Genomic DNA, 26481 nt, shown 5'->3' with positions numbered 1-26481 from the left:
ATTCGCCGCGGATTGTTCGTGGATATACTGACGCTACACACGGGCGAATGCGAATGCGGTACGAAAGCGTACCGAGCGTGCTAAAACAGACAACCTATACAAGCCCTCCTCGCGACGATCGCCCCCGATCGCCGCCCGCATGCATCCGCTGCTGCGCCGGCGCCGACTCGCGTACGGCATCGTACCGACTTGCGTCACCATCGCGCGCAGTGTGTCTTCGGGCGCCCTGAGTGCCCCGCGCCAAAGCGCCCGATACGACGCTTCGATGGTTCCGGGTTTCGTACCGGTGAAACGGGCGACTCATGTCAAGGAGCGATGTCATGAACAGGGATCAGGTGAGAGGCCGCATCGCGGAAGCGAAAGGCAAGCTGAAGGTCATGGTCGGCAAGGTCATGGGAAATAGATCGACCAGAATGCAGGGCAAGGTCGAGCAGGTCGTCGGCAAGACACAGGCGTCATTCGGCGACGCGAAAGAGCAATTCAAGAAGCGGCCGTAGGGCGTTCGCGCGAACGGTTCCGAAGCGCCGCGCGATCGGGCAGCATGCCGCGGATTCGGCGGGTATCGACGGCGCGTGCGTGCATGCATCCGGCGATACCCGCTTCCCGACTGAGCGTCACGATGCCGCAATGCGTCAGGTGTGATCGCCGTGCGCGGCACGTGGTTTGTGCTGCTCGTCTCCGACGCCGGGAAAGAACGCGTCCCACGCGTCCCGGACACCTTTCGCTGCGGTCGCATCCGCGGCAAACGTCTCCTGGTCGCCCGACTTGGCCGGATCGGAGCACAAGCCTCGCCAGCGCGTAAAGGCGAGCACCGGCTTTTCGGTCCATTCGCCGCCGCCGAACTTCGCAAATGCCGTGTCGCCGCTCACCAGTCGAACCTCATACCATCCGTCGCGAACCGGTGCATATCGGTCCAGCGGAAACCATCGTGTAGATTGGATTTTCATCATTGCCTCACTTGTCCATGGAGCGTTGTACGCGACAAAACTCCCGTCTCGTCCGGTCAATGCGCGCGCTAATCGGCGCACCGATTCAGCCACAGCCGGCCTGCGGCCGTCATATTGATCGAGCCGCCGGTGCGCGACTCGTATGCAAGCCCGTGAGTCAACAGTTCGTTGGCTATGGTGCGTGGAATATCCGCTTTGGAATCCGGAATTCGATCAAGCGATTTGAGGGTCTCGACGACCTCGGGTGAAAGTGGGATGCACATGGCTGCCTCCTCGGTGTTGAGTTCATCGTGAACCGCACGACACGCCGGCGTCTGTACGGTATCGACTATTCGGAATCGGGTATTCCGGCAGCGCAATTGACTGCCTATTGCAAACCGGTGATTCATCTGCATCGAAATATGCTTCGGCATCCGATATGTTCGTTGCCAAACCGGTATTGAGCGCGCACACTGAAGACACCTGCCGGTATGTTGTCAAGGCATCGGCGCCCTCGAATCCTTCGGCGCCAACGGTTGCTCTGTCAGGAGCACATCATGACCATCCCCACTCTCGAATATCGCGGACGTGAACTCCGTGTCTATTCGCAAATCCTGTTCCCGCCGTTCGGCGATCCCCACGCCCCCGGCCTGAAGCGCTTCGGTTCGATCGTGCGCATCGATACGATTCCGGCGACCTCGGCAACGGCACCGCGTTACTCGACCATTTTCGAGCATGGCGCTCCGCAAACGGCGGCGCTCGCACTCGACCTGGCGATGCAATTCGGCAAGGACATCGTGGACGGCAAGATCGCCGCTACGGCGATCTGATCCGTCCGCCGCATCCGGCTCGACGCGACGTCTCGCGACGCGAGCACACCTCACTCAGAGGAGCAATCCATGAAATCTTACTCAGGCCCCTCGATGGACCGGCGCGATGACGCGACCCGGCAAAAGCAGCGGGACGATCTGGCCCGTGCCGACGTCGATTCCAATGCGAGCAAGTGGCGTTATTCGCGTCCCGACAATCGGGCGAGATGAACTGCGCACTGTTGCACGCCGATCCCGCATCGCGGGCACGCCGGCGTGCCGCGATCACGCATACCGGCGCAGGCGCATCGAGAAATCGGCGATCGCCTTGATGCCGCTCTGCTCCGCACTACGGCACCAATCCTGCAACTGAACCAGCAATTGCTCGTGCGACGCGTGCGACCACGTCCATAGCTCGAGCAACGTCTCGTACATATCCACGTACACGCGTATTCGCCGGTTCGCATTGGGGCTCGTCAGCGCCCGTAGATCGGGCTTGTCCCGATGGCCCCAGGCCTGGCGCAGCCAGCGTTTCATGCCGAGCGCGAACGCGCGCTTGTCGTCGCGGCTCATGTCCTCGATGCGGCGCAGCTCCCGCCGGCAGGCCGGCTCGAGCATGCGCGCATAGGCGGCCAACACCGCATGCCGGTTGCGGATGATCGCTTGCAGCGTCGCGTCGTCGGCCACCGCCTTGTGCGGGAGCAGGCGCGGCTTCGTCGCGACTCGCCGAATGGTCGCGAGTCTCAACGCCGCCAGCAGGCGGATGTACAGCCAGCCGATGTCGAACTCGAACCAGCGGTTCGACAGCCTGGCGGACGTCACGTATGCGTGGTGATTGTTATGCAGCTCTTCCCCGCCGATCAGGATGCCCAGCGGGAAAAGGTTGGTGCTCGCATCGGGCGTCGCGAAATTCCGGTAACCGCTGAAGTGGCCGCAACCGTTGACCACGCCGCCGGCCCAGAACGGAATCCACATCATCTGGATCGCCCACGCCGCGACGCCGGGCAGCCCGAACAGCCCGACGTCGAGCACGGCCAGCAGCCCGACGCCGAGATTCGGATAGCGGGCATACACGTGGCGTTCGAGCCAGTCGTCCGGCGTACCCGAGCCATATCTGCGCAGCGTTTCCTCGTTCCGCGCTTCCGCCCGATACAGTTCCGCACCGCGCAGCAGCACGGCCGCGAGGCCGCGGGTGCGCGGGCTATGCGGATCTTCCGGGGTCTCGCTTCTTGCGTGATGCTTGCGATGCACCGCGACCCACTGCGTGGTCAGCATGCCGGTCGTCAACCACAGCCAGAACCGGAAGAAGTGACTGACGCCCGGGTGCAGTTCCAGCGCCCGGTGTGCCTGGCAGCGGTGCAGGTACACGGTCACGCTGATGATCGTGACATGCGTGAGCGCGAGCACGACCCACGCAAGCTGCCACCAGGACAGCCTCAGCTCGCCGTTCAGGAGAAATGCCGACATACCGGTCGTACTCCAAGCCACGCGCGTATCGCGCGCGCTTCGCCGTAACGGCGCATGCGCGTGCCGATTCCCTGCCCTTCAACCGGCCGGCCTATTTCCCGACCTGATTGCCGACAACCCCGCCGACGGCCGCGCCGCCCACCGTGCCCAACGCACTGCCGCCCGTCAGGACCGCACCGGCGACGCCGCCGACACCGGCCCCGATCACGGTATCCCTTCCGCGGCGAGACATATCGCCGCAACCCGCCAGCACGACAATCGTCATGGTGACTATCGTCATCTCGACTGCAACGGAATGTAGCTTTCTCATGATCATCTCCTCGGGTTGCCGCCGCGCCGGCCGATCCGGCACGACGCACGGAAACCCATGCGCCGACATCCCGATGGAATTCGAGACGTCGGTTCATGATGGACGGTGAATCGCGCACAGTCCGTCCGCTAACGTACCGGCCCGGATGCCGGCCTGCCGCTCACAGCAGCACCGCTTGCGCAGCCCCCAGCGTCACGACCACGCTGTGCCGCCGACCGTCGTCCACGAGCCGCACCGCCGCTTCGCCGGTGGCGAGCCGCACGCCATCGACGACGAGGCGCGACACGCCGCCGCTGACGTCGTCCGGATTCTCGACGACGATGTCGTAGTGCGACGCGCCATGACGCAGCGTTGCGCTGAAGCCCGGCCAGGATCGCGGGATGCACGGTTGAATGGACAGCATGTCTCCATGCCTGCGCAGGCCGAGCAGCCCTTCGACGCCCGCGCGATACAGCCAGCCCGCCGAGCCGGTGTACCAGGTCCATCCGCCGCGGCCGACATGCGGCGCGACCGAATAGACATCGGCCGCGACCACGTACGGCTCCACCCGATAGCGATTCGCGCCGCTGCGCGTGCGGCTGCGATTGACCGGATTGAGCAGCGCGAACAGCTTCGCGGCGCGATCGCCGTCACCCATTTGCGCGAACGCGAGCACCGACCACGTGGCCGCATGCGTGTACTGGCCGCCGTTTTCCCGGATGCCCGGCGGATAACCCTTGATATAGCCGGGATCGACCGGCGAACGATCGAACGGCGGTGCGAACAGCAGCGCCAGGCCATCGTCGCGGCGGATCAGCCGCGCGTCCAGCGCGTCCATCGCCTGCGCGGCGCGCGCCGGGTCCCCCGCGCCCGACAGCACGCTCCACGACTGCGCGATCGCGTCGATCGAACATTCGGCGTTGCCGGCCGAGCCGAGCGGCGTACCGTCGTCGAAGTAGCCGCGCCGATACCACTCGCCATCCCATCCCGCATCGGCGAGCGCGTCGCGCAACGCGTCGGCGCGCGTCAGCCAGCGCGCCGCCAGCTCGCCCGCGCCGCGCGCCGCGGCGAGCGGCGCAAACGCCGTGAGCGTCGCATGCAGGAACCACCCGAGCCACACGCTTTCGCCCCGCCCGGCTTCGCCGACGCGGTTCATGCCGTCGTTCCAGTCACCCGTGCCGATCAGCGGCAGGCCATGCTCGCCGACGTGCGCGAGGCTGGACTCCAGCCCGCGCACGCAATGCTCGAACAGCGACGCGCTCGTTTCCGAGATGCGCGGGACGAAGAACGCGTCCTGCTCGTCCGCCGCCAGCGGTCGCCCGTCGATGAACGGGATCGACGCATCGAGAATTGCCCGGTCGCCGCTGACGTCGACGTAGTGCGCGACCGCATGGGCGAGCCAGACACGATCGTCGGAGATCCGCGTGCGTACGCCGCTGCCGCTTTCCGGCAGCCACCAGTGCTGCATGTCGCCCTCCGGGAACTGGCGCGCCGCCGCCCGCAGCAGATGCTCGCGCGTCAGGGCCGGGCGGGCGGCCGCGAGCGCCATGCCGTCCTGCAGCTGGTCGCGAAAACCGTACGCGCCGCTGGCCTGATAAAAGCCCGCACGCGCCCAGATCCGGCACGACAGCGTCTGGTACAACAGCCAGCGGTTCAGCATCAGATCCATCGCACGGTCCGGCGTCTCGACCTGGAGCGCGCCGAGCGTCTCGTCCCAGAACGCCGTCACCGCGGCGAATATCGCGTCGAGATCCGCCTGACGGTAATGCTCGACCAACTGTCGCGCCGCCGCCGCATCGGCGCCTTCGCCGAGCAGCAAGACGATTTCGACGACACCGCCGGGTTCGAGATCGACCGTGGTCTGCAACGCGGCACACGGGTCGAGCCCGGCGCCGACCCGGCCCGACAGCGGCGGCGCGCCGACGCTGCCCGGAAAACCGGCGGGATCGCTCAGCACGCCATTGCGGCCGATGAACTCGCGCCGGTCCGCGCTCCAGGCGGTTTGCAGGCCGCACAGATCGGCGAACGCCACCCTGCCGCGATACGCGTGGCTCCAGTCGTTGCGGGCAAACAGCGCGCCGGTGGCCGGATCGATCTCGCTCGCGGTGTGCGGCGCCGCGGCGCTGCGCGACGCGCCCAGCGCCCACTCCGCATAGGTTGCGACGGACAGCCGGCGGGTCCGGTCCGACAGGTTGCGCAGGGTCAGGCGGGAAATCTTGACGGGATCGGCCAGCGGCACGAACTGCAGCAATTCGACGGCGACCTCGGCGGCAGTATGCGCAAACCGGCTGTAGCCCTGGCCATGGCTCGCCACGAACGGAGTCGCGCCCGGCGCATCGTCGCCGATCGAGTTCGCCTGCGGCCCCCAGCGCATGCCGGTTTCGTCGTCGCGAACATAGAACACCTCGCTGGGCGGATCGGTGACCGGGTCGTTCGACCATGGCGTCAGCGGATGCTCGCGGCTGTTCGTCACCCAGGTATAGCCGCCCCCTTCCGCCGAGCTCAGGAAGCCGCACGACGGGTTCGCGACGACGTTGACCCACGGCATCGGCGTGCATTGACCGGGCTGCAGGGTCACCACGTATTCGCGGCCGCCGCGCGCGAAACCGCCGATGCCGTTGAAGTATTCGAGACCGGCGCCGGCCTGCGCCCCCTTCGGCGGCAGTAACGCAGGCGGCAGCGGCGGGCGCGCGGCATCCGCGCGGGCGGGCAGCGGTGAGGCCGCGAGCCGCCGCAACTGGTCCACCAGCCGGCCGTTGCGCGCGGCGAGCACGGCGCGCGCAACCGACGGAAACAGCGCGCGCGCAGCCGCCGCCATCAGGTCGTCGCGCAGCACGAAAATACTGCCGCGCCCGGCTTCGTCCGGCTGCTGCCGGGCCCGCACCAGCCCCTCGAGCGCCGCCTGCAAATCCTGCACATACGACGCCGCGCGCTCGTTGACGATGACCAGATCGACCTCGAGCCGCTTCATCCGCCAATACTCGTGCGCGCGGATCAACTGCCGCACCATCGCGATGTGCTCGATGTCGTCGATCCGCACCAGCAGGATCGGCAGATCCCCGGATACGCCATGCGTCCATAGCGGCGACGCGCCCACGCCGCCCGCCGCCGACACCGCCGCCGCATGGCGCAGCAGTGCGGCGGAACCCGGCCGCATCGACGCATCGCTGTAGAGCATGTATCCGGCCAGCTGCTGGAACAACGCGGCCTCGTCGAGGCTCACCGCGCTATGCCGCAATTGCACCTGCGCCTGGGTCCACGCGAGCATCGCCGCACGCGCGAACGATTCGCCGTCGCGATGCTTGTCGACCAGGTCGAGCAGCTGCGCGCGCGAATCCGCGACGATGGTCCAGTAGACGATGCTCGCCTTCGCGCCCGGCTCGATGCGCAGACGCCGCCGCAACGTGAACGCCGCGTCCAGCACCGCGCCTTCGGAAGCGCCCAGCGCACGCCGTTCGGTCAGCGCAAGCGGCAGCCGAACGCCGCGCCCGCGTCCGATGAAACGCAATCGATCGGTGTCGAATTCTTCCGCGCCGACGGTTTCGCCGGACGTCACCGCCAGATGGGCGGCCCAGACCTCCGCCTCGTTCGGCGCACGCTTGCGCCGCGTCGCCAGAATCGCGCCGGACGCCGGCACGTACTCGGTCTCGATGAACAGCTTCGAGAACGCGGGATGGGCGTGATCGGCGGCGGGCGGCGCGAGCACGATTTCCGCGTAGGACGTGAATTCGATTACGCGGGCCCGGGTGCCCGCATTGGCCACCGACACCCGCCGCACCTCCGCGTCGTCCTCGGCGGAGACCACCACCTCGAGCGACGTCGTCAAGGTGCCGTCGCGCCGCACGAACTCGGCGCGATCCTCGGTGAACGTCACTTCGTAGCTGTCCGGCACCACCCCGGTGGGCTGCCATGCGGCCGACCAGACGTCGCCGCTGTCGACGTCGCGCAGATACAGATAGCTGCCCCAATCGTCGCGCGTCGCGTCCTCCCGCCAACGCGTGACGGCCAGATCGTCGCGGCGGCTGTAGCCGGAACCCGCGGCCGTGAGCATCACCGCGTAGCGGCCGTTGGACAGCAGATGCGTGACGGGCGCGGGATCGTCCGCCGACAGCAGGCGCCGCGCGACGCCGGCATCGATGCCATGCATCCTGCCGGCGGGGCTCGCGTCGACCCGCGGCCGCCCTGCCGCGACCCGGCCCGGCACCCGCTCCTGCAACAGCAGCTCGGTGGCGCGGACGGCCGGCTCGCCATGGAAGAACGCGCGAATGCGCCCGCCCAGCAGCGCATTGGCGATCGACACGATCGACATGCCCTGGTGATGCGCCATGAACGCCCGCACGATGGCCACCGGCATGCCTTCCGGCACGCGTGCGGGCGTGTAGTCGAGCGCTTCGTAGAAGCCGAAGCGCCCGCACGCGCCGGCCGCGCGCAGCCGCTCGAAGTTGCGCGCGGCGGCGTCCGGCGCGACCATCGCCGCGAGCGCGGTCGCATAGGGTGCGACCACCAGGTTCTGGTCGAGATCGCGCTTGAGCCCCAACTCCGGCACGCCGAAGCTCGAATACTGATAGGTCAGCTCGATGTCGCGCGTGTTGTATGCCGATTCGGACATGCCCCACGGCAAGCGCAGCCCGTCGGCATAGGCGATCTGCCGACGCACCACCAGGTGATTGGTGCGCGCGAGCAGGCTGCTGTCCGGCGCGCGCATCACCAGCGACGGCATCAGGTATTCGAACATCGATCCCGACCACGAGATCAGCGCCGCGCCGTGCCCGATCGGCGTCGCCAGGCGGCCGAGCCGGAACCAGTGCCGCGCCGGGACATCGCCCTTCGCGATCGCGACGAAACTCGCCAGCCGAGCCTCCGACGCCAGCAGGTCGTAGTTGCCCGGATCGAGCCGTCCGTCGGCCACCGCATAACCGATCGACAGCAGATTCCGCACCGGGTCGAGCAGAAAGCCGAACTCCATCGCATAGGCCATCTGCAACGCGGTATCGGCCAGCGCATGAAGACGCTTGTTCAACACGTCCGCTTCGTCCGGCGTGCGCGTCGCGTCGCGGCAATGCCCCTGCACCGCATGCTCCAGCGCCTGCGCCCAGAACAGCACGTCGTCGACGTCGCCGCCCCGCACCCGGCCGATATCGTCCATCAGCGCGCGCGCGACATCGGCGACCGTCGCGGCGAGGACCGTGATCGCGGGCCATTCCGGCGCGGCGCGGCCGTCCGGTGCGGCGTCGTCCCCGGCCGGCGCGGCGAGCGCCTCCTCCAGCTCGGTCGCGGCCCGCTCGAATTCGCCGTGCAAGGCCGTGCGGGCGTCGCCTTCCCGGCACACGGCGTTGCGCAGCAGCGCGAGCGTATCGCCGATCCCTTCATACGCGGCCTGCCGCCCCACGCCGGCGGGCTGATTCGCCCACGCGCGGCAACCGTTGCCGAGCGCGATCAGGTGGCCGGCGAGATTGCCGCTGTCGACCGACGACACGTACCTCGGCTCGAGGGGCCGCAGGTCGCGCGTGTCGTACCAGTTGTAGAAATGGCCGCGATAGCGCGCCATCAGCCGCATCGTCGCGAGGGTCGCCTCCAGCCGCGACACCGCGTCCAGCGTGCCGAGCCAGCCGAACTCGCGGGCGCTGACGGCGGACAGCAGGTACAGCCCGATATTGGTGGGCGAGGTCCGGTGCGCGACAACGGGCTTCGGGTCTTCCTGGAAATTGTCCAGCGGCAGCATCTGATCGTCCGCCGTCACGAAGGTCTCGAAATAACGCCAGGTCCGGCGCGCGTCGCGCCGCAGTTGGCGCGCATCGTGCGGCGCCACCGTGAGCTCGCCCGCCGGCCGCGGTGCGCGGCTCAGCCAGTAGGCGATCGCGGGCGCCGCGAGCCAGACCAGCGCGAACGGAACGGCCAGCCAGCCCGCATCACGATCGAAGCGCCAGCCCGCCGCCAGGCCGGCGGCCGCAGCCAGCAGCGCGAGCGTCACGCCACCGCGCATCTGTAGATAGGTGAACGCCAGGGTCCGCCGCTCGCGCGCGCCGGCTTCGGCCGCCGTGGTCCATTCGAGCAGGTGGCGACGGCTGATCCCCACGCGAAACAGCGTGCGCGCGATCGCGTCGCCCATCGACCACGCCTGCTGCGGCAGCATGACGATCGACAGGCCGAACCGCGTCAACGCGAACCGCAGCTCTATCGACCATGCATGGAGCACGCTGCGCGTGGTCATCTTCACGTGCGTGCGCCGCCAGCGCGGCACCAGCCCGCTCAACACGGGCAACAGGAACGGCAGCGCGATCGTCGTCAGCACGAACGCGCTCCACGCGAGCGACACGGGCAGCGGCAGCATCCATCCGGCCAGCAGCGCGACCATCATCGCGGGCGCCGTGAGTGTGCGGCGCAGGTTGTCCAGCATCTTCCAGCGGCCGACCGCCGTCAGCGGCTCATGGCCGAAAATCAACCACGGCAGGAGCTGCCAGTCGCCGCGCGCCCATCGGTGCAGGCGCCCGGCCGCGACGTCGTAGCGGGACGGCGACGCTTCGACGACCTCGACATCCGACGCCAGCCCGGCCCGCGCGAAAATGCCTTCGAACAGATCGTGACTGAGCACCGTGTTCTCCGGCACGCGGCCGGCGAGCACTGCCTCGAACGCATCGACGTCGTAGATGCCCTTGCCCGCATACGAGCCTTCGTCGAACAGGTCCTGATAGACATCCGATACGGCCGACACGTAAGGATCGATGCCGTGCGCGCTCGACGACACGCGCTGGAACAGCGAGCCCTCGTCGCCGCTCGCGAGGGATGACGTGACGCGCGGTTGAAGGACGCCGTAGCCTTCGACGATGCGCCGGCTCGCCGAGTCGAATACCGGCCGGTTGAGCGGGTGCGCCATCTTGCCGACCAGGCGGCGCACGGTATCGCGCAGCAGCCGCGTATCGGCATCGAGCGTGATCACGTAGCGCACGTCCGGCGGCACGCGCGGCGGCCGGCCTTCCCGCGCGACGAACGTCGTGTCCTGCGCGCCGCGCAGCAAGCGGTTCAGCTCGTGCAGCTTGCCGCGCTTGCGCTCCCAGCCCATCCAGCACCGTTCGCCGTCGTTCCACACGCGCTTGCGGTGCAGCAGCAGAAAGCGCTCGCCTTCACCCGGTGCCGCCGGATAAAGGCGATTCAACCGGTCGATGCCGGCCGCCGCGAATGCCAGCAGCTCGTCGTCGCCGTCGGCGTGCGGGGCGGGCGCGTCCACCCAGTCGGACAGCAAGGCGAAGTACAGCGCGCCGTTGGGGCTCGCCAGATGGTGAATTTCCAGTTGCTCGATCTGCTCCGCGAGCGCCGCTTCCGTCGTCAGCAGCACCGGCACCGCGACCAGGGTGCGCAGGTCCGGCGGGATGCCGTCGAGCAATGCGAGGCCGGGCAGGATCTTCGCGCCGACATCGCGCATCACGCTGCGATTGACGAGTGCGAGCGCGGCGTCGAGCGCGGGCAGCAGGCCGGCGAGGCCGAGCCAGATCAGCCAGTGGCCGGGCGGTTCGACGCGCGTGAGCCACGCCAGCATGCCCGCCAGCAGCAGTGCGGCGATCAGCCCGATACGGGCGAGATAACCGCCGAGGCCGGCGTGGCGCGTCAGGCGCCGCAACCACAACGCAACGGGCGGCCGATAGCCGATCTCCGCTTCCAGTGCGGCGCGGCCGTCGGCCAGCAGGTAGTAACCGGGGTCGGTCTCGCGGCCCGGCACCGCGCCTGCGGCCGGTGCGCGGGCTGCCGCATCGGCGACGACGCGGCGGGCAATCTCGAGCTCGCTGACCGGCGCGCCGCGCGCAAGCGCTTCAACGGCGTCGCGATACAGGTTGCGCGTGGGGAAATCCATCTCCGCGAAACCCGGGTGGCTGCGCAGCACCTGATCGACCAGGCTGATGCGTTCGAACAGATCGGTCCAGTCCACCTCCGAAATCAGCCGCATGCTGGTGATCACGTTGCGCACGGTCAGGCTGGCGGCGCCCTGCTGATGGTTGACTGACGCAACGATCTGGTCCGGCGTCGCGCCGCGCGCCGCCAGGTGCCGATGCAGCCACGCGAGTGCCGGCGCGACGGCCGGATCGGGATCATGCAGCCGCTGAATCAGCTGCACCGCGAACGCATCGTGCAATACGGCCTGCTCATAACGGGCGACGAGCGGCGCCGTCTCCAGCCGCGCTTGCCCGCCTTCGCCGAGCAGGCGATCGGCGAGCGCGTCGGCATCGAGCCGCGCGCGCCGGTCGTCGATGATCTGATCCGCGAGCCGCCGCAGGTTTTCGATCAGCACGATCCGCAGCGTGATCGCCACCGCCCACAGTTCGCCGATCGTCAGCGGTTCCACGGCCTGGTAGGCAAGCATGAAACGGCATAGCGCATCGGGATCGAAACGACTGTCGGTATGGGCGACGAATGACCAGTTGATCCCGAACACGCGCGGATAACCGGCGAACGGGCCGTTGCTCAGTTTGGGCAGTTGCCGGTAATAGCGAGGGGAAAGATCGTCGCGGATCTGCCGCACCTGTTCCGCGACAAGATAGTAGTTGTCGAGCAGCCACTCCGCCGCGGGCGTGATTTCCTCGCCGCGCGCATCTGCGGCCACCGTGTTCCGGTAGGCCTTCAGCAGATGATCCGCATTGTCCTTCAGCCGTGTGGCCAGCGAGGGGCCCGACGCCGCACCGGGCAACACCTTCTGCGCGCGAGCCAGGCTGCCAGCATGCTGCGCGAGTCGCTCGTCGCCGAAGAACTCCTCGCGAATCGGCCGGGCATTGCTCCACGGCGAGGTCCGGCGTCGCGAAACGCGCGCAACGTGAATCTTCAACAGGCTTTCTCCCAGATGGCTGCACCGCTCGGCCAGGCGCGCCCGGGCCGTCAAACCGCTTCCGACAGCGATATCGCGACAGGTTCGCCACGCAAGCCGCCGTGCTGCGCGGATCGGTCGACGGCGTGCTCGCACGCCATCGACACGAACGCATCGCGGGTCGTGTGCAGCGCGCCCGCCGTCCGATCGATGTCGTGCACGATGCGCTTCGGCAGGCACAGCTCGATCCGCACGGAACTCGACGTCACCCCGGTCAGGTCGATGTCGAAGAACCGCCAGATCCCGTCGCCGGCATCGACCTCCGACGCCTGCAATACCGACATGTCCGTGGTCGGCGGCGGAATGAGACGCGCGGACCGGTCATAACGGGCCACGACCCGCTGCGCGGCGGCCGCCTGCAACTCGCCATACGAGTCGCCCTCCACGTCGACCTCGGGAAAATCCGCAAGCGCGCCGCGATAGCGGGGATTCCCGTGCCGCGTGATATAGATCGGATATTTCATGAACCGCTCCAGACAGAAGAATGCGACGAATGTCATCGTGCATCGCGGCGGTCCGGTGAGTCGGTACGCTGAAGAACAGTCTTCGGGGCAGGTTTAGTGGTGACTTCTCGAATGGCCTGGAACCGATCGGCGACGATCCGCCGCTTCGACGCATCAGGCACAATACGCGGCTGAGAAATTCGACCGCGGTCAAACACATGCGCTTCGTCGTCGTCGGAACAAGCGGGTCGGGGAAATCCACCTTCTCCAGTGCGCTGGCGGCCGCTGCGGGTTGCCCATACATCGAACTGGATCAACTCTATTGGGGCCCCGACTGGACAGCCGTACCGCCCGAACAGTTCGAGAATGCCGTGCTTGCCGCGACGGCAGGCGACCGGTGGGTCGCCGACGGGAACTACAGCGCCGTACGCGACGTGCTCTGGTCGAGAGCCACGCACGTCGTCTGGCTCAACTTCGGGCGATGGACTGTGTTCTCCCGGGTGCTCTGGCGCACGCTAAGCCGCGGGCTCATGCGCACCGAGCTTTTTCACGGCAACCGGGAGTCGCTGCGGATGGCGTTCTGCTCCAAAGACTCGGTACTGCTGTGGTCATACACCACCTTCGCCAGGAACCGCGTCAAATTCGCCGCCCTGCGCGACGATCCGAAATACGCGCATCTGCAATGGACGGAGATCACCGAGCCATCGCATACCCGCGCGTTCATCGAAAGGCACGCCCGCGCCGGCAGTTGAGCATTCGATATATCAGGACTTCTGACTGAAAGTCCCGGACGCCGTGCAAACCATTCGCGGCCTGCCCTTGCCGGAACCCATCGCCGGGCGTATGGTTTATTTCTCTGTCGCCCTTTTTTTTGGGGAGATATCGAAATGGCTGCCATGCAATCCGCGGCCACGCCCCTCTCCGACGAGGAAGCCCGGCGCCAGCTGCGCCGCGCCGTCATCGCCAGCACGATCGGCACCACGATCGAATGGTATGACTTTTTCCTCTACAGCACGGTCACCGGCCTGGTCTTCGCAAAGCTGTATTTCCCGCAATCCCACCCTCTCGTCGGCACGCTGCAGGCGTTCCTGATCTATGCGGTCGGCTTTGTCGCGCGGCCGGTCGGCGCGGCGATCTTCGGCCATTACGGCGATCGCATCGGACGCAAGGCCACCCTGATCGTGACCCTGTTGCTGATGGGGCTCGCCACGTTCGCCGTGGCCTTCGTCCCGACCTACGCGACGATCGGCATCTGGGGCGCCGTTCTCCTCACGGTGCTGCGCTTCATCCAGGGCGTCGGCGTCGGCGGCGAATGGGGCGGCTCGGTCCTGATGTCGATGGAATGGGCGCGCACCAATGCGCATCGCGGCTTCGTCGCGTCGTGGCCGCAGTTCGGCGTGCCGGCGGGATTGTTCCTCGCCAACCTCGCCGTGCTGGCCATGAGCTGGCTTTCCGGCAGCAGTTTCCTCGCGTGGGGCTGGCGCGTGCCGTTTTTCCTCAGCATCCTGCTGGTCGCGATCGGGCTCTATATCCGCCTGAATATTCTCGAGACGCCGATCTTCGCGAAACTGCTGGCCGAGCGCCGGATCGAGAAGACGCCGATGCTCGAAGTGCTGCGCAAGCAGCCGAGGGATATCGTGCTGTCGGCGTTCGCGCGGATGGCCGAACAGGCGCCGTTCTATATCTTTACGGCGTTCGTGTTCACTTACGGGATCACGGCGCTCGGCGTCACGCGCGAACTGCTGCTGACGGCGGTGCTGGTTGCATCCGTGGTCGAATTCGTCACCATCCCGCTGTTCGGGCACGTGTCGGATCTGATCGGGCGGCGGCGGATGTACATGATCGGCGCGGCTGCCGTCGGTGTATTCGGATTCCTCTACTTCGCGATGGTCGACAGCCGGAATCCGGTATGGATCTTCGCGGCCATCGTGCTGTCGCTGGTCCCGCATTCGATGATGTACGGGCCGCAGGCTGCGTTGATTGCCGAGTCGTTTACCGGGCGGTTGCGATACAGCGGTGCGTCGATGGGGTATCAGCTCGCTTCGGTCATCGCAGGCGGCCCGGCACCGCTGATCGCGACGGCGCTGTTTGCCTACTACCATTCGGGGTATGCGATCGCGGTGTACGTGCTGGTGTGTGCAGTGCTGAGCCTGGTCGCCGCGTCGAAGCTCGGGGATTACACGAACAAGGATATTTCGCGGGAATACGACGAAGCGCGGGATCTGGGGGATCACGGACACGCGCCGCCGGTAACTTGACGGCCCTGCCGCGCGCCCCTCACTTTTTGTTGTCCGCGCGAACGGTGCCCAGCGCTTCGAGCAACGGCCGGAGCGCATCGAGTTCGGCGCCGAAGCCGGCCCAGTCCCCCGCCTTCATCCGCTCGATCGCGCGGTCGTAATGGGCCAGCGCTTCGCGGGCGCGCGCATCCGCCGCGCCGCGGGCCGGTGCCGCCACCGGCCCCGGCCCCGTCTCCCTGAAGAGCGCCGCGAGCGCTGCGCTCAGGTTTTCCTCCATCACGACGCGATCGCCGTAGGCCGCAATCACCCGCTTCAGCTCGGGCAATTGGCCCGACGCCGCGCGCAGATAAAGCGGCGACACGTACAGAATCGAATTCTCGATCGGCACGACCACCAGATGGCCGCGGATCACGCGTGAGCCCATCTGGTTCCACAGCGAGATCTGCTGCGAGATTTCCGTGCTCTGCTGGATGCGCGCCTCGATCTGGTACGGCCCGTAGATCAGCTTGTCCTTGGGGAACGCGTAGACGATCAGCTTGCCGTACCCGGGCGGATCGCAACGCGCGGCCAGCCACGCGATCATGTTCTCGCGCTGGCTCGGCACCATCGGCAGCATCAGCACGAAGCCGGCCTGCGCGTCGCCGGGCAGCCTCATGATCGTGTAGTACGGCGCCATCTGCGCGTTCGCTGCGTCGCCCCCGTCGATATCGCCCAGCGCGCGAGGAAACTGCCAGAGGTCCTCGCGGTTATAGAACACTTCCGGCGCATCCATGTGATAAGCACGGTAGAGGTTCGCCTGGATCAGGAACAGATCCTCGGGGTAGCGGATATGCTGCCGAAGATCCGGCGGCATCGCGTCGAGCGGCTTGAACATGCCGGGGAAGATGCGCGCGTAAGTCCGCACCAGCGGATCGGAAGGATCGCTGACGTAGAAGTCGACCGTGCCGTTGTACGCGTCGACCACCACTTTCACCGCGTTGCGAATGTAGTTGGCGCCGTCGCCGACGCCGGGCGGCGCATACGGAAACCAGCGGCTGGTCGTATAGGCGTCCTGCATCCAGAACAGGCGTCCGTTGCTTGCCACGACATACGGGTCGTGGTCGAGCGCGAGAAACGGCGCAATCGTGCGGATCCGGTCCCGGATGTTGCGGTGAAACAGGATCCTGCTGTCGTTCGTGATGTAGTGCGTCAGCAGGATGTTGGGATCGCCGAACTGCCATGCGAAGAGGCTGCGCCGCGCCGCGCCGCCGATCGCGACACCGTCGCGCCCGCTGTAGGACGTGTAGACGTTGCTGTCGCCCTTCGGGTAGTCGAATTCGGGCACGCTGCCCTTCACGATCACATAGCCCTGCCCGCCTTCGCCGAAGTAGATGCGCGGTTCGTGGATCGCCGGCCCGCCGTCCGCGGCAGGCGGAATGTCGCGCAGATACAGCGACGGCAGGCCTTCCGTGGATTTCTCGGTGACCGGCGACATCACGACGCCGTTGCCGTGGGTAAACAGCAGATGCAGGTTCACCCAGGTTCGGGCGTTCTCCGGCAGCATCGACTGCTCCAGCTCGCGCGCCGACAGCATGACCTGCCGGTAGCCGGAGTCGAGCCGGTAGCGATCGATATCCACGGAGAAGAACTTGTAGTAAGTCCTGATCTCCTGCAACTGCGCATAGGTATCCATCAGCGGCTGCACATCCCACAGCCGGATGTTGTCGACGGTCGCGCGATTGGCCTGCAGCGACGCGAGATTCAGGCCCTGCCCGGCCGCAAACGGCTTGACCTCGATCTGCGCGAGACCGTAAGCCTGCCTCGTCAACGCGATGTTGTGCTGGATATAGGGCGTCTCGAGCTGCAGCTCGCTCGGCTTGACGTAGAAGCGCTGGAACAGCGCGGGATAGACGATGCCGAGCGCAAACGACGTGCCGAACACCAGCAGCACCGCAGCGCCCGGCAGCCGATAGCCGGGCCGGCGCAGGTTGACCAGCATCGCAACGGCCGACGCAGTGGCGAGGCCGACGAGCAGCCACAGCACCGGCAGCATCACGTGGATATCGGTATAACCGGCGCCGACCACGACACCGTTGTTGTCGTAGAGCAGCAGAAAGCGTTCGAGCCACCAGGACCAGGCTTTCAGCAGGAAGAACAGCGCCAGCAGCGCCGAGCCGTGAACGGCGGCAGCCGACGAAAGCCCCTTCTGCGGGCGCAGCATGATGTCGCCGCGCAGCCAGTAGACGCTGCCTGCGACGATCGCGCAGCAGGCGACCACTTGCAGCAGCAGGTTCTTCAGTACGATCCAGACGGGCAGCGCGAACAGATAGAAACCGATGTCGTTGCCGAAGATCGGATCGCGCGCGCCGAACGGCACCCGATGCAGAAAGCGCAGCGCGACATCCCAGCTCGACATCGCACCGGCGGCGATCGCAAGCCCGAGGAAGACGGCACCCGCGGCGATGACCGCGCGCCATGGAACGCGCGATGCGACCTCGGCTGCAAGCGCCCGAAGGACATCCTCCGCACGCGTCGACGAAGCTTCCTCTACCTGCCAGACATCGACGGGCCTTGCAAAACGATGCGCGAGCAACCCCGACGCGCCGATCGCGGCCGCCGACACGGCGAGCACCGCGACGAACAGCAGCACCCTCGCGGACAGGATCGTCCAGAAGACGCCGGCATAGCCGATCGACGAGAACCAAAGCCAGTCGACCAGGATACCGGTGATGCGCCCGATGACGATCAGGCACGCGACGACGACCGCAGCCATGATCCCATAGCGCCTCAGGCGCGAGACGGACATTGCTTGCGAGCGCATCGATGCTCCTTTGCCGGGCCGTCATGCGAGGCCGGCTGCGGCCGGATCGGGGTGTGCCGCCGATCCGTCGGTCGGGATCGCGGCCGGCCGCATGTCTGAATGCTACGCTCGTTGCCGGCACGTCGCCATCCGACGGCATGCGCGACGTCACTCGCGGGCGATCGATCGCAGTGCACTGCACTGCAGCAAATCCGCTCGCTCCCACTCGCGGGACGCGATGCGAAGCCGGGTGAGCACACGATCAACGGGGCGTTTGCACGCCATCCGGGTCACGCTCACAATGAGCGTTCGGGCGGCTTGCCGCGCCGGAACGGACGGAGGGCGAAATGGACGATCCCCATGATCTTCAGCGCTTTGTCGACGCACAGGATTCGGTGTATGCGCAGGTATGCGACGAGCTGAAGAACGGACACAAGCGAAGCCACTGGATGTGGTTCGTGTTTCCGCAGATCGAAGGGCTTGGCAACAGCGCGATGGCGCAACGGTATGCGATCGCGACACTGGCCGAAGCCGTCGCGTATCTTCAGCATCCGCTGCTCGGCGAAAGGCTGCGGGAATGCACACGGCTGGTCAATCAGGTCGAAGGCAGTTCGATCCAGACGATTTTCGGGTATCCGGACTACCTGAAATTCCGGTCGTCGGTCACGTTGTTTGCGCATGCGACTGCCGACAACGCGGTGTTCGTGGAGGCGCTCGAGAAATATTTCGGCGGTGAGGCCGATCACGACACGCTCGCGCGAATCTAGGCGGGGGCGGCGCGAATGAACCTCCACGTAACAACATGGGCGGTGATTTTGAGCGACGCGTCGAACAACGATGGCCCGGGGTCAACCGACAGACCCCGGGCCAGGGATGTCCCGCCGGGGTGCCGGGCATCGCATGCATTGCCCGGCACCACCGATCGCGCTACGCCGCGCGAACGACGTCAGAACTGATAACCCGCGCCCACCACCGCGCCGAAGTCAGACCGGCTGTTGCCCGTCACCGATGCCTTGACGACCCAGCGGTTGCTCTCCGTCACGTACGAGTAGCCGGCGGCAAAACCCTGCTGACCGTGATAGTTCGCGGTTGCCGCCGACACCATCGAGCGACCCGCACCCGTCGGCTGCGGCAGGCCGGCCACTGCCATCGCCGACGCGACGCCGCCGTACATGTCCTTCTTCAGGTCGTTGAACGAGTTGTACACCTGCCCGATGCGCTGGTCGGTGTAGCTCTTCGCCTGCGTCGAAGCGGCCGTGAGGTTGTCGTTCAGCTGCTGCACGTTCACCGCGTCGGTCGGCGCCGTTCCGGCCGCGACGTTCGTGATCTGGCGTTCGCTGCCCTTCGCGCCGACCGAGAACGAATTGTCGCGATCGGCGACGGAGCCCTGGCCGACCGCCACCGCATTCTTGCCGGTCGCGGTCGCCGTCGACCCGATCGAACCCGCATCGGCACGCGCGATCCACGTCGTGTTCGCATCGGTTGCCGCCGTGCGGATCTTGTCGTTGGCCGCCACGCTCTTCATCGCGTTGTTGAACTGGCCGACGTTGACCGCATCGTTGTCGTTCACGCCCGCCGCGACACCGGTCAGCGTACGGTCGCCCGCCGTGCCGGAGAAGTTCACGCTGGTGCCGCCCGTGTCCTTCCCGACCGTGATCGCACCGTTCGGGTCCTGCTGCTGCACGAGGCCGGCCTTGCCGTTCGCGATGTTGGTCACGCTGCCCTGCAGGTTCGAGATGTCGGTCGTGTTCTTCGACACCTGCTGGTTGGTCGCGTAGAGCTGCGAGCCGTTCACCGCATCCGTGCTGGTGGCGCTGAGCGTGCCTGCCTGCACGTTGGTGATGCGCGTGCCGCCGGCGCCGCCGAGCGTGATCGTGCTCTTCGAGCTGTCGTCGTACTGCACCGCGAGCGCGCCGAGCTGGTTGAGATTCGACTGCACGTCCTTCAGTTGCTTCACGTTCACCGCGTCGGTGTCGCTGGTGCCCGCCGCGACGTTCTTGAGCACGAGCGCCGAGTTCGTGTCGCCGCCGACGAGCGACACCGAATTCAGCCGGTTGCCGTTCGTGTCGACGTCATACTTGACGACGTTCTTCACGGCTTCGCCGGTCTGGTTCGACACCTGCGTGATCTGCTGTTCGAGAGCGGATCTCACGCCCGACAGCTGGCCGCCGTTCACCGCGTCCGTGCTGCCCGCGGCGACGTTGCCGTCGGCCACGTTCGTCAGCTTGGTCGGGGCACCGCCGCGCGCCGCGCTGTAGGCGCCGAGTTTCGGGTCGAACTGCAGCGCGTCCTGCTGCAGCCCGGCGATCGCGGCCGTATTGCCGGCGATGTTCGTTTCGGCATTGCCAAGGCGCGTTTCATGATTCTCGAGCGTCGTCGTATTGCTGCCGACGCGGCCGTCGAGGTTCGTCAGCGCGTCGCCGACGTTGTTGAACGAGCCGCCGCCGACCTTATAAGCCGGCGCGCCGATCGAGCCGTCCGGATTCGCCGTTGCGCCGCCGCCGAGCGCGGCCGCGGTGCCGTCGATCGCGCGGCGCAATTGCGCGCCGTTCACCGCGTCCGTGCTGCCGGACGCCACGTTGCCTTCCGCGACGTTGGTCACGCGCACCGGGCTCCCGCCGTTGCCCGCGCCGAGCGAAACCTGCCGCTTGCTCGCATCGTCGTACTTCACGGCCAGCGCATCGAGCTGGCTCGTGCCGTCGTGAATCGCTGCGGTCAACTGATCGACGTTGACCGCGTCGGTTCCGTTCTTGCCGGCCGCGACGTTGCTGATCAGTTGCGGGCCGTTGCCGCCGTGGCTCGCGTCGTACGCGCCGAGGCTCGCGTTCCACTGGAGCGCATCCTGCTGGAGCGCGGCGATGTTGCCCGTGTTCGTCGTCACCTGGTTGCCGACGGTCGTGATCGACTGGTTGAGCGTGTCGGTCGCCTTGCCGAGCTGGCCGACGTTCACCGCGTCGCCCGCGGCAATGCCGTCCGCGACGTTGTGCAGGCCGACCGGCGCCTGCGCGCCCTGCCCGCCGAGCGTGACGCCGCCGTGCGCGTCGTCGTCGTACTGCACGGCGTTCTTCGTCGCCGCGCCGATCTGGCTGGTGATCGACGTGCTCAGGTTGCCGAGCGTCGTGCTGAGGTTGTTCGTCACGCTCGTGCTGAGCGATGCGAGGCCGCCGTTCAGTTGCCCGACGTTGACGGCGTCGTGCACGTCCTTGCCGTCAGCGACGTTGTGCAGCGTGGTGCCGTTGGTGCCGGCGAACGTCACCGAGTCGAACCCGCTCGCGCCGTCGTACTTCACGTTGCGCGTATCGGCCGCCTGCAGGTTGCCGATGTTCGAGGCGGCCGTGCTCAGCGACGTGTTGATGCCGGAGACGCTGTTCTGCAGGTTCGCGATGTTCGAAGCCGCCGTCGAAATGGACGTTTGCAGCGGCGCGACACTGCCCTTCAACTGGCCGACGTTCACCGCGTCGGTATCGGCCACGCCGGCCGCGACGCCGCCGATCGTGGTGCCGTTGCTGCCGTCGAGCGCGATCGCCGCATGCGAATCGTCCGTGTATTTCACGACGTTCTGCGTTGCCGACACGATGCTCGTGCTGAGGCTGTTGCCCACATTGGTCACGCGCTGGTCGACGTTCGTGATCGACGTCGACAACGAATTGCCGACCGACGTCACGCGTGCGTCGACATTGCCGATGCCCGTGCTGAGCGTGCTGTTCACGTTCTTCAACTGCTGAACGTTGACGGCGTCCGTATCGGCCGCGCCCGCCGCGACGTTCTTCAGCTGGCGTTCGCTGCCGATCGCGCCGAACGACACCGCGCCGCCGACCGGTGCGGCCGTGCCGCCGAATACCGGCGTGCCGCCGTTGTTCGCGCCGACGCTGCCCGAGCCGATCGCCACCTGGTTGTTGTCGTTCGTCTGCGCGCCCGCGCCGATCGCCACGGATTGCGTGCCGCCGGCGCGCGTCTGCGTCGCCGCGTCGTACGCGGCGCCGTTCGATACGCCGTCGCTCGACGTCGGGTTGGCGCCGCCGATCGCGATCGAGCGATCGCCGCTGGCCAGCGCCGAGTGGCCGAGCGCGATCGAGCTCGTGCCGTGCGCATCCGCGACGTTGCCGAGCGCCATCGAGAAATCGCCGACCGCGGCCGACTGGCGGCCGACCGCGAGCGACGTATTGCCTTGCGCGACCGCCACCGTGCCGATCGCCATGGCCGAGTTCGCCAGCGCCTGCGAGCCGACGCCGATCGCGATTGCGCCGCCGCTGCTGCTGCCGCCCTTGCTGCTTGCATTCGACTGGTCGCCGATCGCGATACCGCTGGTGCCGGCCCTGGCATTCGTTCCCTGCGTCACGTTCGAGGTGCTCACCGCCACGTAGCTCCCGCTCTTCGTTGCCACGCACAGCGGGTTGGTCCCGTCGATGCACTGGCCGTTCAGCGCGTTGTCCGGGTTGCCGCGGTCGACGAAATTGTCCGCGTGCGCGACTCCCGCGATCAGCACACCTGCACCCGTGAACATGGCGGCGGCAAGCGCCGAAATCTGATTCCTCTTCATGCTGTTCTGCTCCGTTTTGTAGCGTCTGGTTTGAATATGGACTACTTACTTTTATTGACAGCTTCGACTTCGACTGCGATTGCGACTTCAGTGCGGAACCTGTTCCCGATGCCCGGCGTGGCCATGTCGAACGTGACACGCACCGACCGCGCAAATCGACAGGGCGTCCGATAGCCCGGGCACGCCGTCTCTTTGCGGCCCGTTCCGTTAATCCGTTACATACATTAGGAATACGTAGTGTTATTTATGGACGAGCTCTCCCCCGACTGAATCCGGAGATTCAACCCGTCTTTATAACCACCCCGAATCCGACGTCGCGCCGACCGCGACCAACCTCGTCTCTTTTATTTCATCTCCGGCAACCGGATTTCCGTTTCGATGCCCAGGACATTCGCTCGGGCATGCATCGACTGATGCTTCGGACTCGACTCGCGCAACGTCCGTCGCGATTCGCGGAGCCTTCGTTTGTTCCGTGCCATCCGTCGCTCAAAGTTCGGACGAATTATGAGACACGATCGATGATTATCAAAGGCGACATTGTTTATAGATTGCAAAATCCAATATATTCAATGCGTTACTTAAAATATTGCCGCCTCGCAAACGATTGCGCATTGTCGCACTTAATCGGAATGTTTTTTGAGGCAGATAAATACTTTGCCGAAGCGGATTTGAATTAAATGCAATCGAACGACTCGCAGCCAGAAAGTCGACCAGACAGCAGACGTAAACCGCAGCACATCCCGAAAATACGTAAAACGGCATGGCACGAATATCGACAAGCCATCTGGCGGGATTCGAAATATGCTCCTACAATTCCGCTCGCATCGATACCGGCAGCCGCGACCATTCACGACGCGACCGCGGCAATCGTCCGCGCCTTTACCGGCTCAGCGATCAAAACAACGAACGCCGGGTATTGCGCCGGGCGGTTGCGTGCCGCGCAGTCCGGCCCGATCCGATTGTCGATGCGAGCGTGCGATGCGTTTGCGCGTCGTCATAGAGCGGCATCCGACGATTCCCCGAACCGGGCAGGCCACCCGCGGGATCGCGGCCAACCGCCTTTCCAGAACAGGTGCACGATGTCTCCATCGATCTCCGCATTGAGCGACGCCCATCTCCTGATCGTCGACGATCAGCCCGACCAGCTGCGTTTGCTGATCGACATCCTGCGCAGCACCGGCTGCCGGATCAGCATCGCATCCGACGGCGCGCAGGCGTGCGAACGCGCGCAGGCGCTGATACCCGACCTGATCCTGATGGATGTCCGCATGCCGCGCATGGACGGTTTTACCGCGTGCCGGCTGCTGGCCGCCGATCCGCTGACGAGCGCGATTCCGGTCATCTTCCTGACCGTGGCCGGCGAATTGCACGAACGCCTCGAGGGGCTGGAGATCGGCGGCGTCGACTATGTGGTGAAGCCGTTCGAGCCGGCCGAAGTGCTCGCGCGGATTCGCGTGCAGCTCGCGCGGACGAAGCGCGAGCGGCCGTCGGACACGGAAAGCCCGCTCGCGGCCGGCCAGGACGACGACATCATCGTGCGCGCGGCCATTCGCCACCTGTCGCGTACCTTGAACGATCCGCCGACGGTCGAGCAACTGGCGCGCGCGGTCGGCACGCATGAAAAGCGGCTGTCGCGCGCGTTTCGCGACAATCTCGGCCAGACGGTGTTCGAGTATCTGCGGCACGAGCGGCTGCGGATCGCGCAGGATCTGCTGGATTCGACGTCGCTCAGCATCGCCAGCATCGCGAAGGAAATCGGCTTTTCCACGCCGGCGAACTTCGCGACCGCCTTCCGCGAACGTTTCGGCATCACGCCGACCGAATGGCGGCGCCAGCGCCATGCGGGCCGTCGCACCTCGACCCGCGATCCGCAACGCGGCGCATAGGCCGGAGCGGCGCGAGCGCGACTACCAGTTGTATTTCGCGCTGGCCAGCACGGTCCGCTCGTTGCCGAACACGCACACCGTGTACGACGTGCAGCCGCTGACGTAACGCCGGTCGAACAGGTTCGCGACGTTCAGCGCGAACCGCCAGTGGCGCATCTCGTAGTGCATCGCCAGGTCGTACAGCGTCGTGCTCGGCACCGTCAGCGAGTTGTCGGGGGCGCCGGCCGACGCGCTCTGATAGCGCACGCCGGCGCCGATCCCGAGGCCCGCCAGCGCGCCCGTATGCCAGGTCCAGTCGGCCCACATCGACGCCATCTGCCGCGGCAGCGGCACGGACACGGGCCAGTTGTTCAGCGACGCGTCGTTCGCCTGCACGTTCTTGACGTCCTGATACATATACGACGCGACGACCGACAGCTCGCGGGTCAGCTTGCCGACCGCGCTCAGCTCGATGCCGCGCGAGCGCACCTTGCCGGTCTGCACGGATGTCGTGCCGGTGGGATCGAGATTCACCGGTGTCGGGGTCACGACGTTGGTCTGGTCGATCTGGTAAATGGCCGCGTTCAGCATCAGGTTCCGGCCGGGCGGTTGCCAGCGCAGCCCGGCTTCCGTCTGCGTGCCGCGCGTCGGCTTCGGCAAACCGCCGCCGGCCATCCGCACGCCGATGACCGGATCGAACGACGTCGAATAACCCACATACGGCGACAGCCCCGCATCGCCCTGATAGGTGAGCCCGACGCGCCCGGAGAACGCACTGACGTCCTGCCGCGACTGCGTGCCGGCCGTCTGCGACTGCGTGCCGGCCGTCCGGTCGTCGAACCGCGCATTCACGCGATCCTCGCGGCCGCCGAGCGTCAGCGTCCAGCGCCGCCAGCGGATCTGGTCCTGCGCGTACACGCCGACCGCGTTCATCGCCGTGTACTGGTCGACGTGGCCGAGCGACGTCGGGCCGGAGAAGATCGCGGCCGTCACGGGCCGATAGACGGGGTGGTACAGGTTCAGCGACGGCGCCAGCGCGAGCCACACGCTGTTGGTCGTCGTCTGCCGGTCGAACTGCAGGCCGAACAGCAGCGTGTGTTCGAGCGGCCCCGTGCCGAAGCGCGCCTGCGCGCGGTTGTCGATATCGAGCCGGCTGTAGTTGAGCTGGAACAGCCCCGCGAAACGCATCATGTTGGTCGTGCTGCGGGGCGCCAGGCCGACGCCGAACACCGTTGCGTCGTCGAGCGACAGGTGCGACCAGCGCACGTCCTGGTGCAGCGTCCAGATCGCATTCACGCGATGCTCCAGCGCGTAGCCGAGCGACCATTGCTTCTTCCGGTAGTCGTTGAACGCCGGGTCGCCCATGTAGATGTCCGGCGACAGGCGACCGTTCGGGTTCGGCAGCACCGTGCCCGACGCGGGCAGGAAGTTCGACGTGATGTCGCCGCTGTCCTGCAGGAACGACGCGGAGAACGTCAGCGACGTATCGGCGTTCGGCCGCCATCGGAACGACGGCGCCAGCGCGACGCGCCGGTCGCCGTTCGGGCCGGTCACCGCATTGCCGTCGCGTGCAACGCCGACGAAGCGATACGCATACCGGCCGTCCGGGTCGAGCCGGTCGCCGACGTCGAGCATGAACTGCTTGCGCGCATCGTTGCCGATCTGCACGCCGGCTTCGCGCACGCGCTCGCCGTCGGCGAGTTTCGTGTGCGCGTCGACGATCGCGCCGGGCTCGCCCGCGCCGTACAGCACCGACGTCGGCCCGCGCAGCACCGCGATCGAGTCGATCGTGTACGGGTCGACGCGCCAGTTCGCGATCACGGCCGTATTCGGCGTCGGCATACCGTCGACGTACAGCGTCGGCGTGAAGCCGCGCAGCGCCGCATACCAGTCGGTCCGGCTGTCGGAGCCGAACGTCGCGAAACCCGGCACGTAGCGCAGCGCCTGGTTCAGGTCGGCCGCGCCGGTCATCTCGATCTGTTGCGCGGTCACGATGTTGGTCGTCTGCGGGATCTCGGCCACCGGCGTGTCGGTCTTCGTGCCGGCCGTGGTGCGCAGCCCGACGAGCCCGACGGACGATCCGCCGGCCGTTCCTTTCACATCGATCGGCGGCAGCACGGCCGCCGCCGTGCCGGCCTGCGCCGCCGCCGCTGCGTTCGACGCCTGCGCGTGCGCGCCGCCCGCTGCGGCCACGCACAACGCTCCCCCGGCAGCGATCGCCCATGTGCGTCGCACCGCCCCTGTCTCCGTCAACATTGTTTCAATACTCCGTCGT

15 protein-coding genes are annotated in these 26481 nt (G+C 66.7%); 6 read left to right on the top strand and 9 right to left on the bottom strand.

The window, feature by feature from the left end; all coding sequences use genetic code 11:
- The first annotated feature begins 320 nt into the window (after nucleotides 1-320).
- Nucleotides 321-497, top strand: a complete 177-nt coding sequence (locus tag MRS60_RS32170) for a CsbD family protein (RefSeq protein ID WP_243567381.1) — start codon at nucleotides 321-323, stop codon at nucleotides 495-497.
- 135 nt (nucleotides 498-632) lie between these two features.
- On the opposite strand, the gene MRS60_RS32165 is transcribed toward MRS60_RS32170, so the two are convergent.
- Nucleotides 633-947: a hypothetical protein gene (locus tag MRS60_RS32165; RefSeq protein WP_034182586.1), complete on the bottom strand. Its 315-nt coding sequence runs from the start codon at nucleotides 945-947 to the stop codon at nucleotides 633-635.
- Between the two features lie 68 nt (nucleotides 948-1015).
- Nucleotides 1016-1342 (bottom strand): hypothetical protein, encoded by a 327-nt coding sequence (locus MRS60_RS32160; RefSeq protein ID WP_243567380.1) that lies wholly within the window; start codon nucleotides 1340-1342, stop codon nucleotides 1016-1018.
- A gap of 141 nt (nucleotides 1343-1483) precedes the next feature.
- Here MRS60_RS32160 and MRS60_RS32155 point away from each other — a divergent pair, with 141 nt between their 5' ends.
- Nucleotides 1484-1756, top strand: a complete 273-nt coding sequence (locus MRS60_RS32155; RefSeq protein WP_243567431.1) for a hypothetical protein — start codon at nucleotides 1484-1486, stop codon at nucleotides 1754-1756.
- Between the two features lie 264 nt (nucleotides 1757-2020).
- Here the strand turns inward: MRS60_RS32155 and MRS60_RS32150 are convergent, their stop codons facing one another.
- The 4 genes from MRS60_RS32150 to MRS60_RS32135 all read right to left on the bottom strand — a co-directional run bounded on the left by MRS60_RS32150 (nucleotide 2021) and on the right by MRS60_RS32135 (nucleotide 12806).
- A complete protein-coding gene (locus MRS60_RS32150) occupies nucleotides 2021-3202 on the bottom strand; it encodes a DesA family fatty acid desaturase (protein WP_217590976.1) in 1182 nt (393 codons plus the stop codon).
- A 91-nt stretch (nucleotides 3203-3293) separates the two neighbouring features.
- The gene (locus MRS60_RS32145; RefSeq protein ID WP_034182587.1) at nucleotides 3294-3512 is read right to left on the bottom strand and encodes a glycine zipper 2TM domain-containing protein; all 219 of its coding nucleotides are present in this window, start codon (nucleotides 3510-3512) and stop codon (nucleotides 3294-3296) included.
- Nucleotides 3513-3672: 160 nt separating this feature from the next.
- The gene (locus MRS60_RS32140; protein ID WP_243567379.1) at nucleotides 3673-12303 is read right to left on the bottom strand and encodes a GH36-type glycosyl hydrolase domain-containing protein; all 8631 of its coding nucleotides are present in this window, start codon (nucleotides 12301-12303) and stop codon (nucleotides 3673-3675) included.
- Between the two features lie 50 nt (nucleotides 12304-12353).
- The gene (locus MRS60_RS32135; RefSeq protein WP_243567378.1) at nucleotides 12354-12806 is read right to left on the bottom strand and encodes a type II toxin-antitoxin system HicB family antitoxin; all 453 of its coding nucleotides are present in this window, start codon (nucleotides 12804-12806) and stop codon (nucleotides 12354-12356) included.
- A gap of 197 nt (nucleotides 12807-13003) precedes the next feature.
- On the opposite strand from MRS60_RS32135, the gene MRS60_RS32130 reads away from it, so the two are divergent.
- Nucleotides 13004-13537 (top strand): toxin, encoded by a 534-nt coding sequence (locus MRS60_RS32130; RefSeq protein ID WP_243567377.1) that lies wholly within the window; start codon nucleotides 13004-13006, stop codon nucleotides 13535-13537.
- Between the two features lie 135 nt (nucleotides 13538-13672).
- Complete coding sequence (locus MRS60_RS32125; RefSeq protein WP_034182297.1) at nucleotides 13673-15043, top strand: MFS transporter; 1371 nt, start codon at nucleotides 13673-13675, stop codon at nucleotides 15041-15043.
- Nucleotides 15044-15062: 19 nt separating this feature from the next.
- On the opposite strand, the gene MRS60_RS32120 is transcribed toward MRS60_RS32125, so the two are convergent.
- Entirely contained in the window at nucleotides 15063-17822 is a 2760-nt protein-coding gene (locus MRS60_RS32120) for a UPF0182 family membrane protein (protein ID WP_243567375.1), read from the bottom strand.
- A gap of 326 nt (nucleotides 17823-18148) precedes the next feature.
- Here MRS60_RS32120 and MRS60_RS32115 point away from each other — a divergent pair, with 326 nt between their 5' ends.
- Nucleotides 18149-18568 carry a DUF1810 domain-containing protein gene (locus tag MRS60_RS32115; RefSeq protein WP_034182299.1) on the top strand — a complete coding sequence of 140 codons (420 nt, stop codon included), beginning with the start codon at nucleotides 18149-18151 and terminating at the stop codon, nucleotides 18566-18568.
- 179 nt (nucleotides 18569-18747) lie between these two features.
- Here the strand turns inward: MRS60_RS32115 and MRS60_RS32110 are convergent, their stop codons facing one another.
- Nucleotides 18748-22341, bottom strand: a complete 3594-nt coding sequence (locus MRS60_RS32110) for a YadA-like family protein (RefSeq protein WP_243567374.1) — start codon at nucleotides 22339-22341, stop codon at nucleotides 18748-18750.
- 1079 nt (nucleotides 22342-23420) lie between these two features.
- On the opposite strand from MRS60_RS32110, the gene MRS60_RS32105 reads away from it, so the two are divergent.
- Entirely contained in the window at nucleotides 23421-24227 is an 807-nt protein-coding gene (locus tag MRS60_RS32105; protein ID WP_243567430.1) for a response regulator transcription factor, read from the top strand.
- Nucleotides 24228-24248: 21 nt separating this feature from the next.
- Here MRS60_RS32105 and MRS60_RS32100 read toward each other — a convergent pair whose 3' ends face one another.
- Entirely contained in the window at nucleotides 24249-26462 is a 2214-nt protein-coding gene (locus MRS60_RS32100; RefSeq protein WP_243567372.1) for a TonB-dependent siderophore receptor, read from the bottom strand.
- Nucleotides 26463-26481: the final 19 nt, after the last annotated feature.

The organism is Burkholderia pyrrocinia, assembly GCF_022809715.1.
GTDB lineage: Bacteria > Pseudomonadota > Gammaproteobacteria > Burkholderiales > Burkholderiaceae > Burkholderia > Burkholderia pyrrocinia_C.
Note: the sequence above shows the minus strand (reverse complement) of the source record. Positions and strands in the feature narration are given on the sequence as shown.

Excerpts from the sequence above, each read along its gene's own strand:
- MRS60_RS32170 (WP_243567381.1), top strand. The coding sequence starts at position 321 with ATGAACAGGGATCAGGTGAGAGGCCGCATCGCGGAAGCGAAAGGCAAG.
- MRS60_RS32165 (WP_034182586.1), bottom strand. The coding sequence starts at position 947 with ATGAAAATCCAATCTACACGATGGTTTCCGCTGGACCGATATGCACCG.
- MRS60_RS32160 (WP_243567380.1), bottom strand. The coding sequence starts at position 1,342 with ATGCAGATGAATCACCGGTTTGCAATAGGCAGTCAATTGCGCTGCCGG.
- MRS60_RS32155 (WP_243567431.1), top strand. The coding sequence starts at position 1,484 with ATGACCATCCCCACTCTCGAATATCGCGGACGTGAACTCCGTGTCTAT.
- MRS60_RS32150 (WP_217590976.1), bottom strand. The coding sequence starts at position 3,202 with ATGTCGGCATTTCTCCTGAACGGCGAGCTGAGGCTGTCCTGGTGGCAG.
- MRS60_RS32145 (WP_034182587.1), bottom strand. The coding sequence starts at position 3,512 with ATGAGAAAGCTACATTCCGTTGCAGTCGAGATGACGATAGTCACCATG.
- MRS60_RS32135 (WP_243567378.1), bottom strand. The coding sequence starts at position 12,806 with ATGAAATATCCGATCTATATCACGCGGCACGGGAATCCCCGCTATCGC.
- MRS60_RS32130 (WP_243567377.1), top strand. The coding sequence starts at position 13,004 with ATGCGCTTCGTCGTCGTCGGAACAAGCGGGTCGGGGAAATCCACCTTC.
- MRS60_RS32125 (WP_034182297.1), top strand. The coding sequence starts at position 13,673 with ATGGCTGCCATGCAATCCGCGGCCACGCCCCTCTCCGACGAGGAAGCC.
- MRS60_RS32120 (WP_243567375.1), bottom strand. The coding sequence starts at position 17,822 with ATGCGCTCGCAAGCAATGTCCGTCTCGCGCCTGAGGCGCTATGGGATC.
- MRS60_RS32115 (WP_034182299.1), top strand. The coding sequence starts at position 18,149 with ATGGACGATCCCCATGATCTTCAGCGCTTTGTCGACGCACAGGATTCG.
- MRS60_RS32110 (WP_243567374.1), bottom strand. The coding sequence starts at position 22,341 with ATGAAGAGGAATCAGATTTCGGCGCTTGCCGCCGCCATGTTCACGGGT.
- MRS60_RS32105 (WP_243567430.1), top strand. The coding sequence starts at position 23,421 with ATGTCTCCATCGATCTCCGCATTGAGCGACGCCCATCTCCTGATCGTC.
- MRS60_RS32100 (WP_243567372.1), bottom strand. The coding sequence starts at position 26,462 with ATGTTGACGGAGACAGGGGCGGTGCGACGCACATGGGCGATCGCTGCC.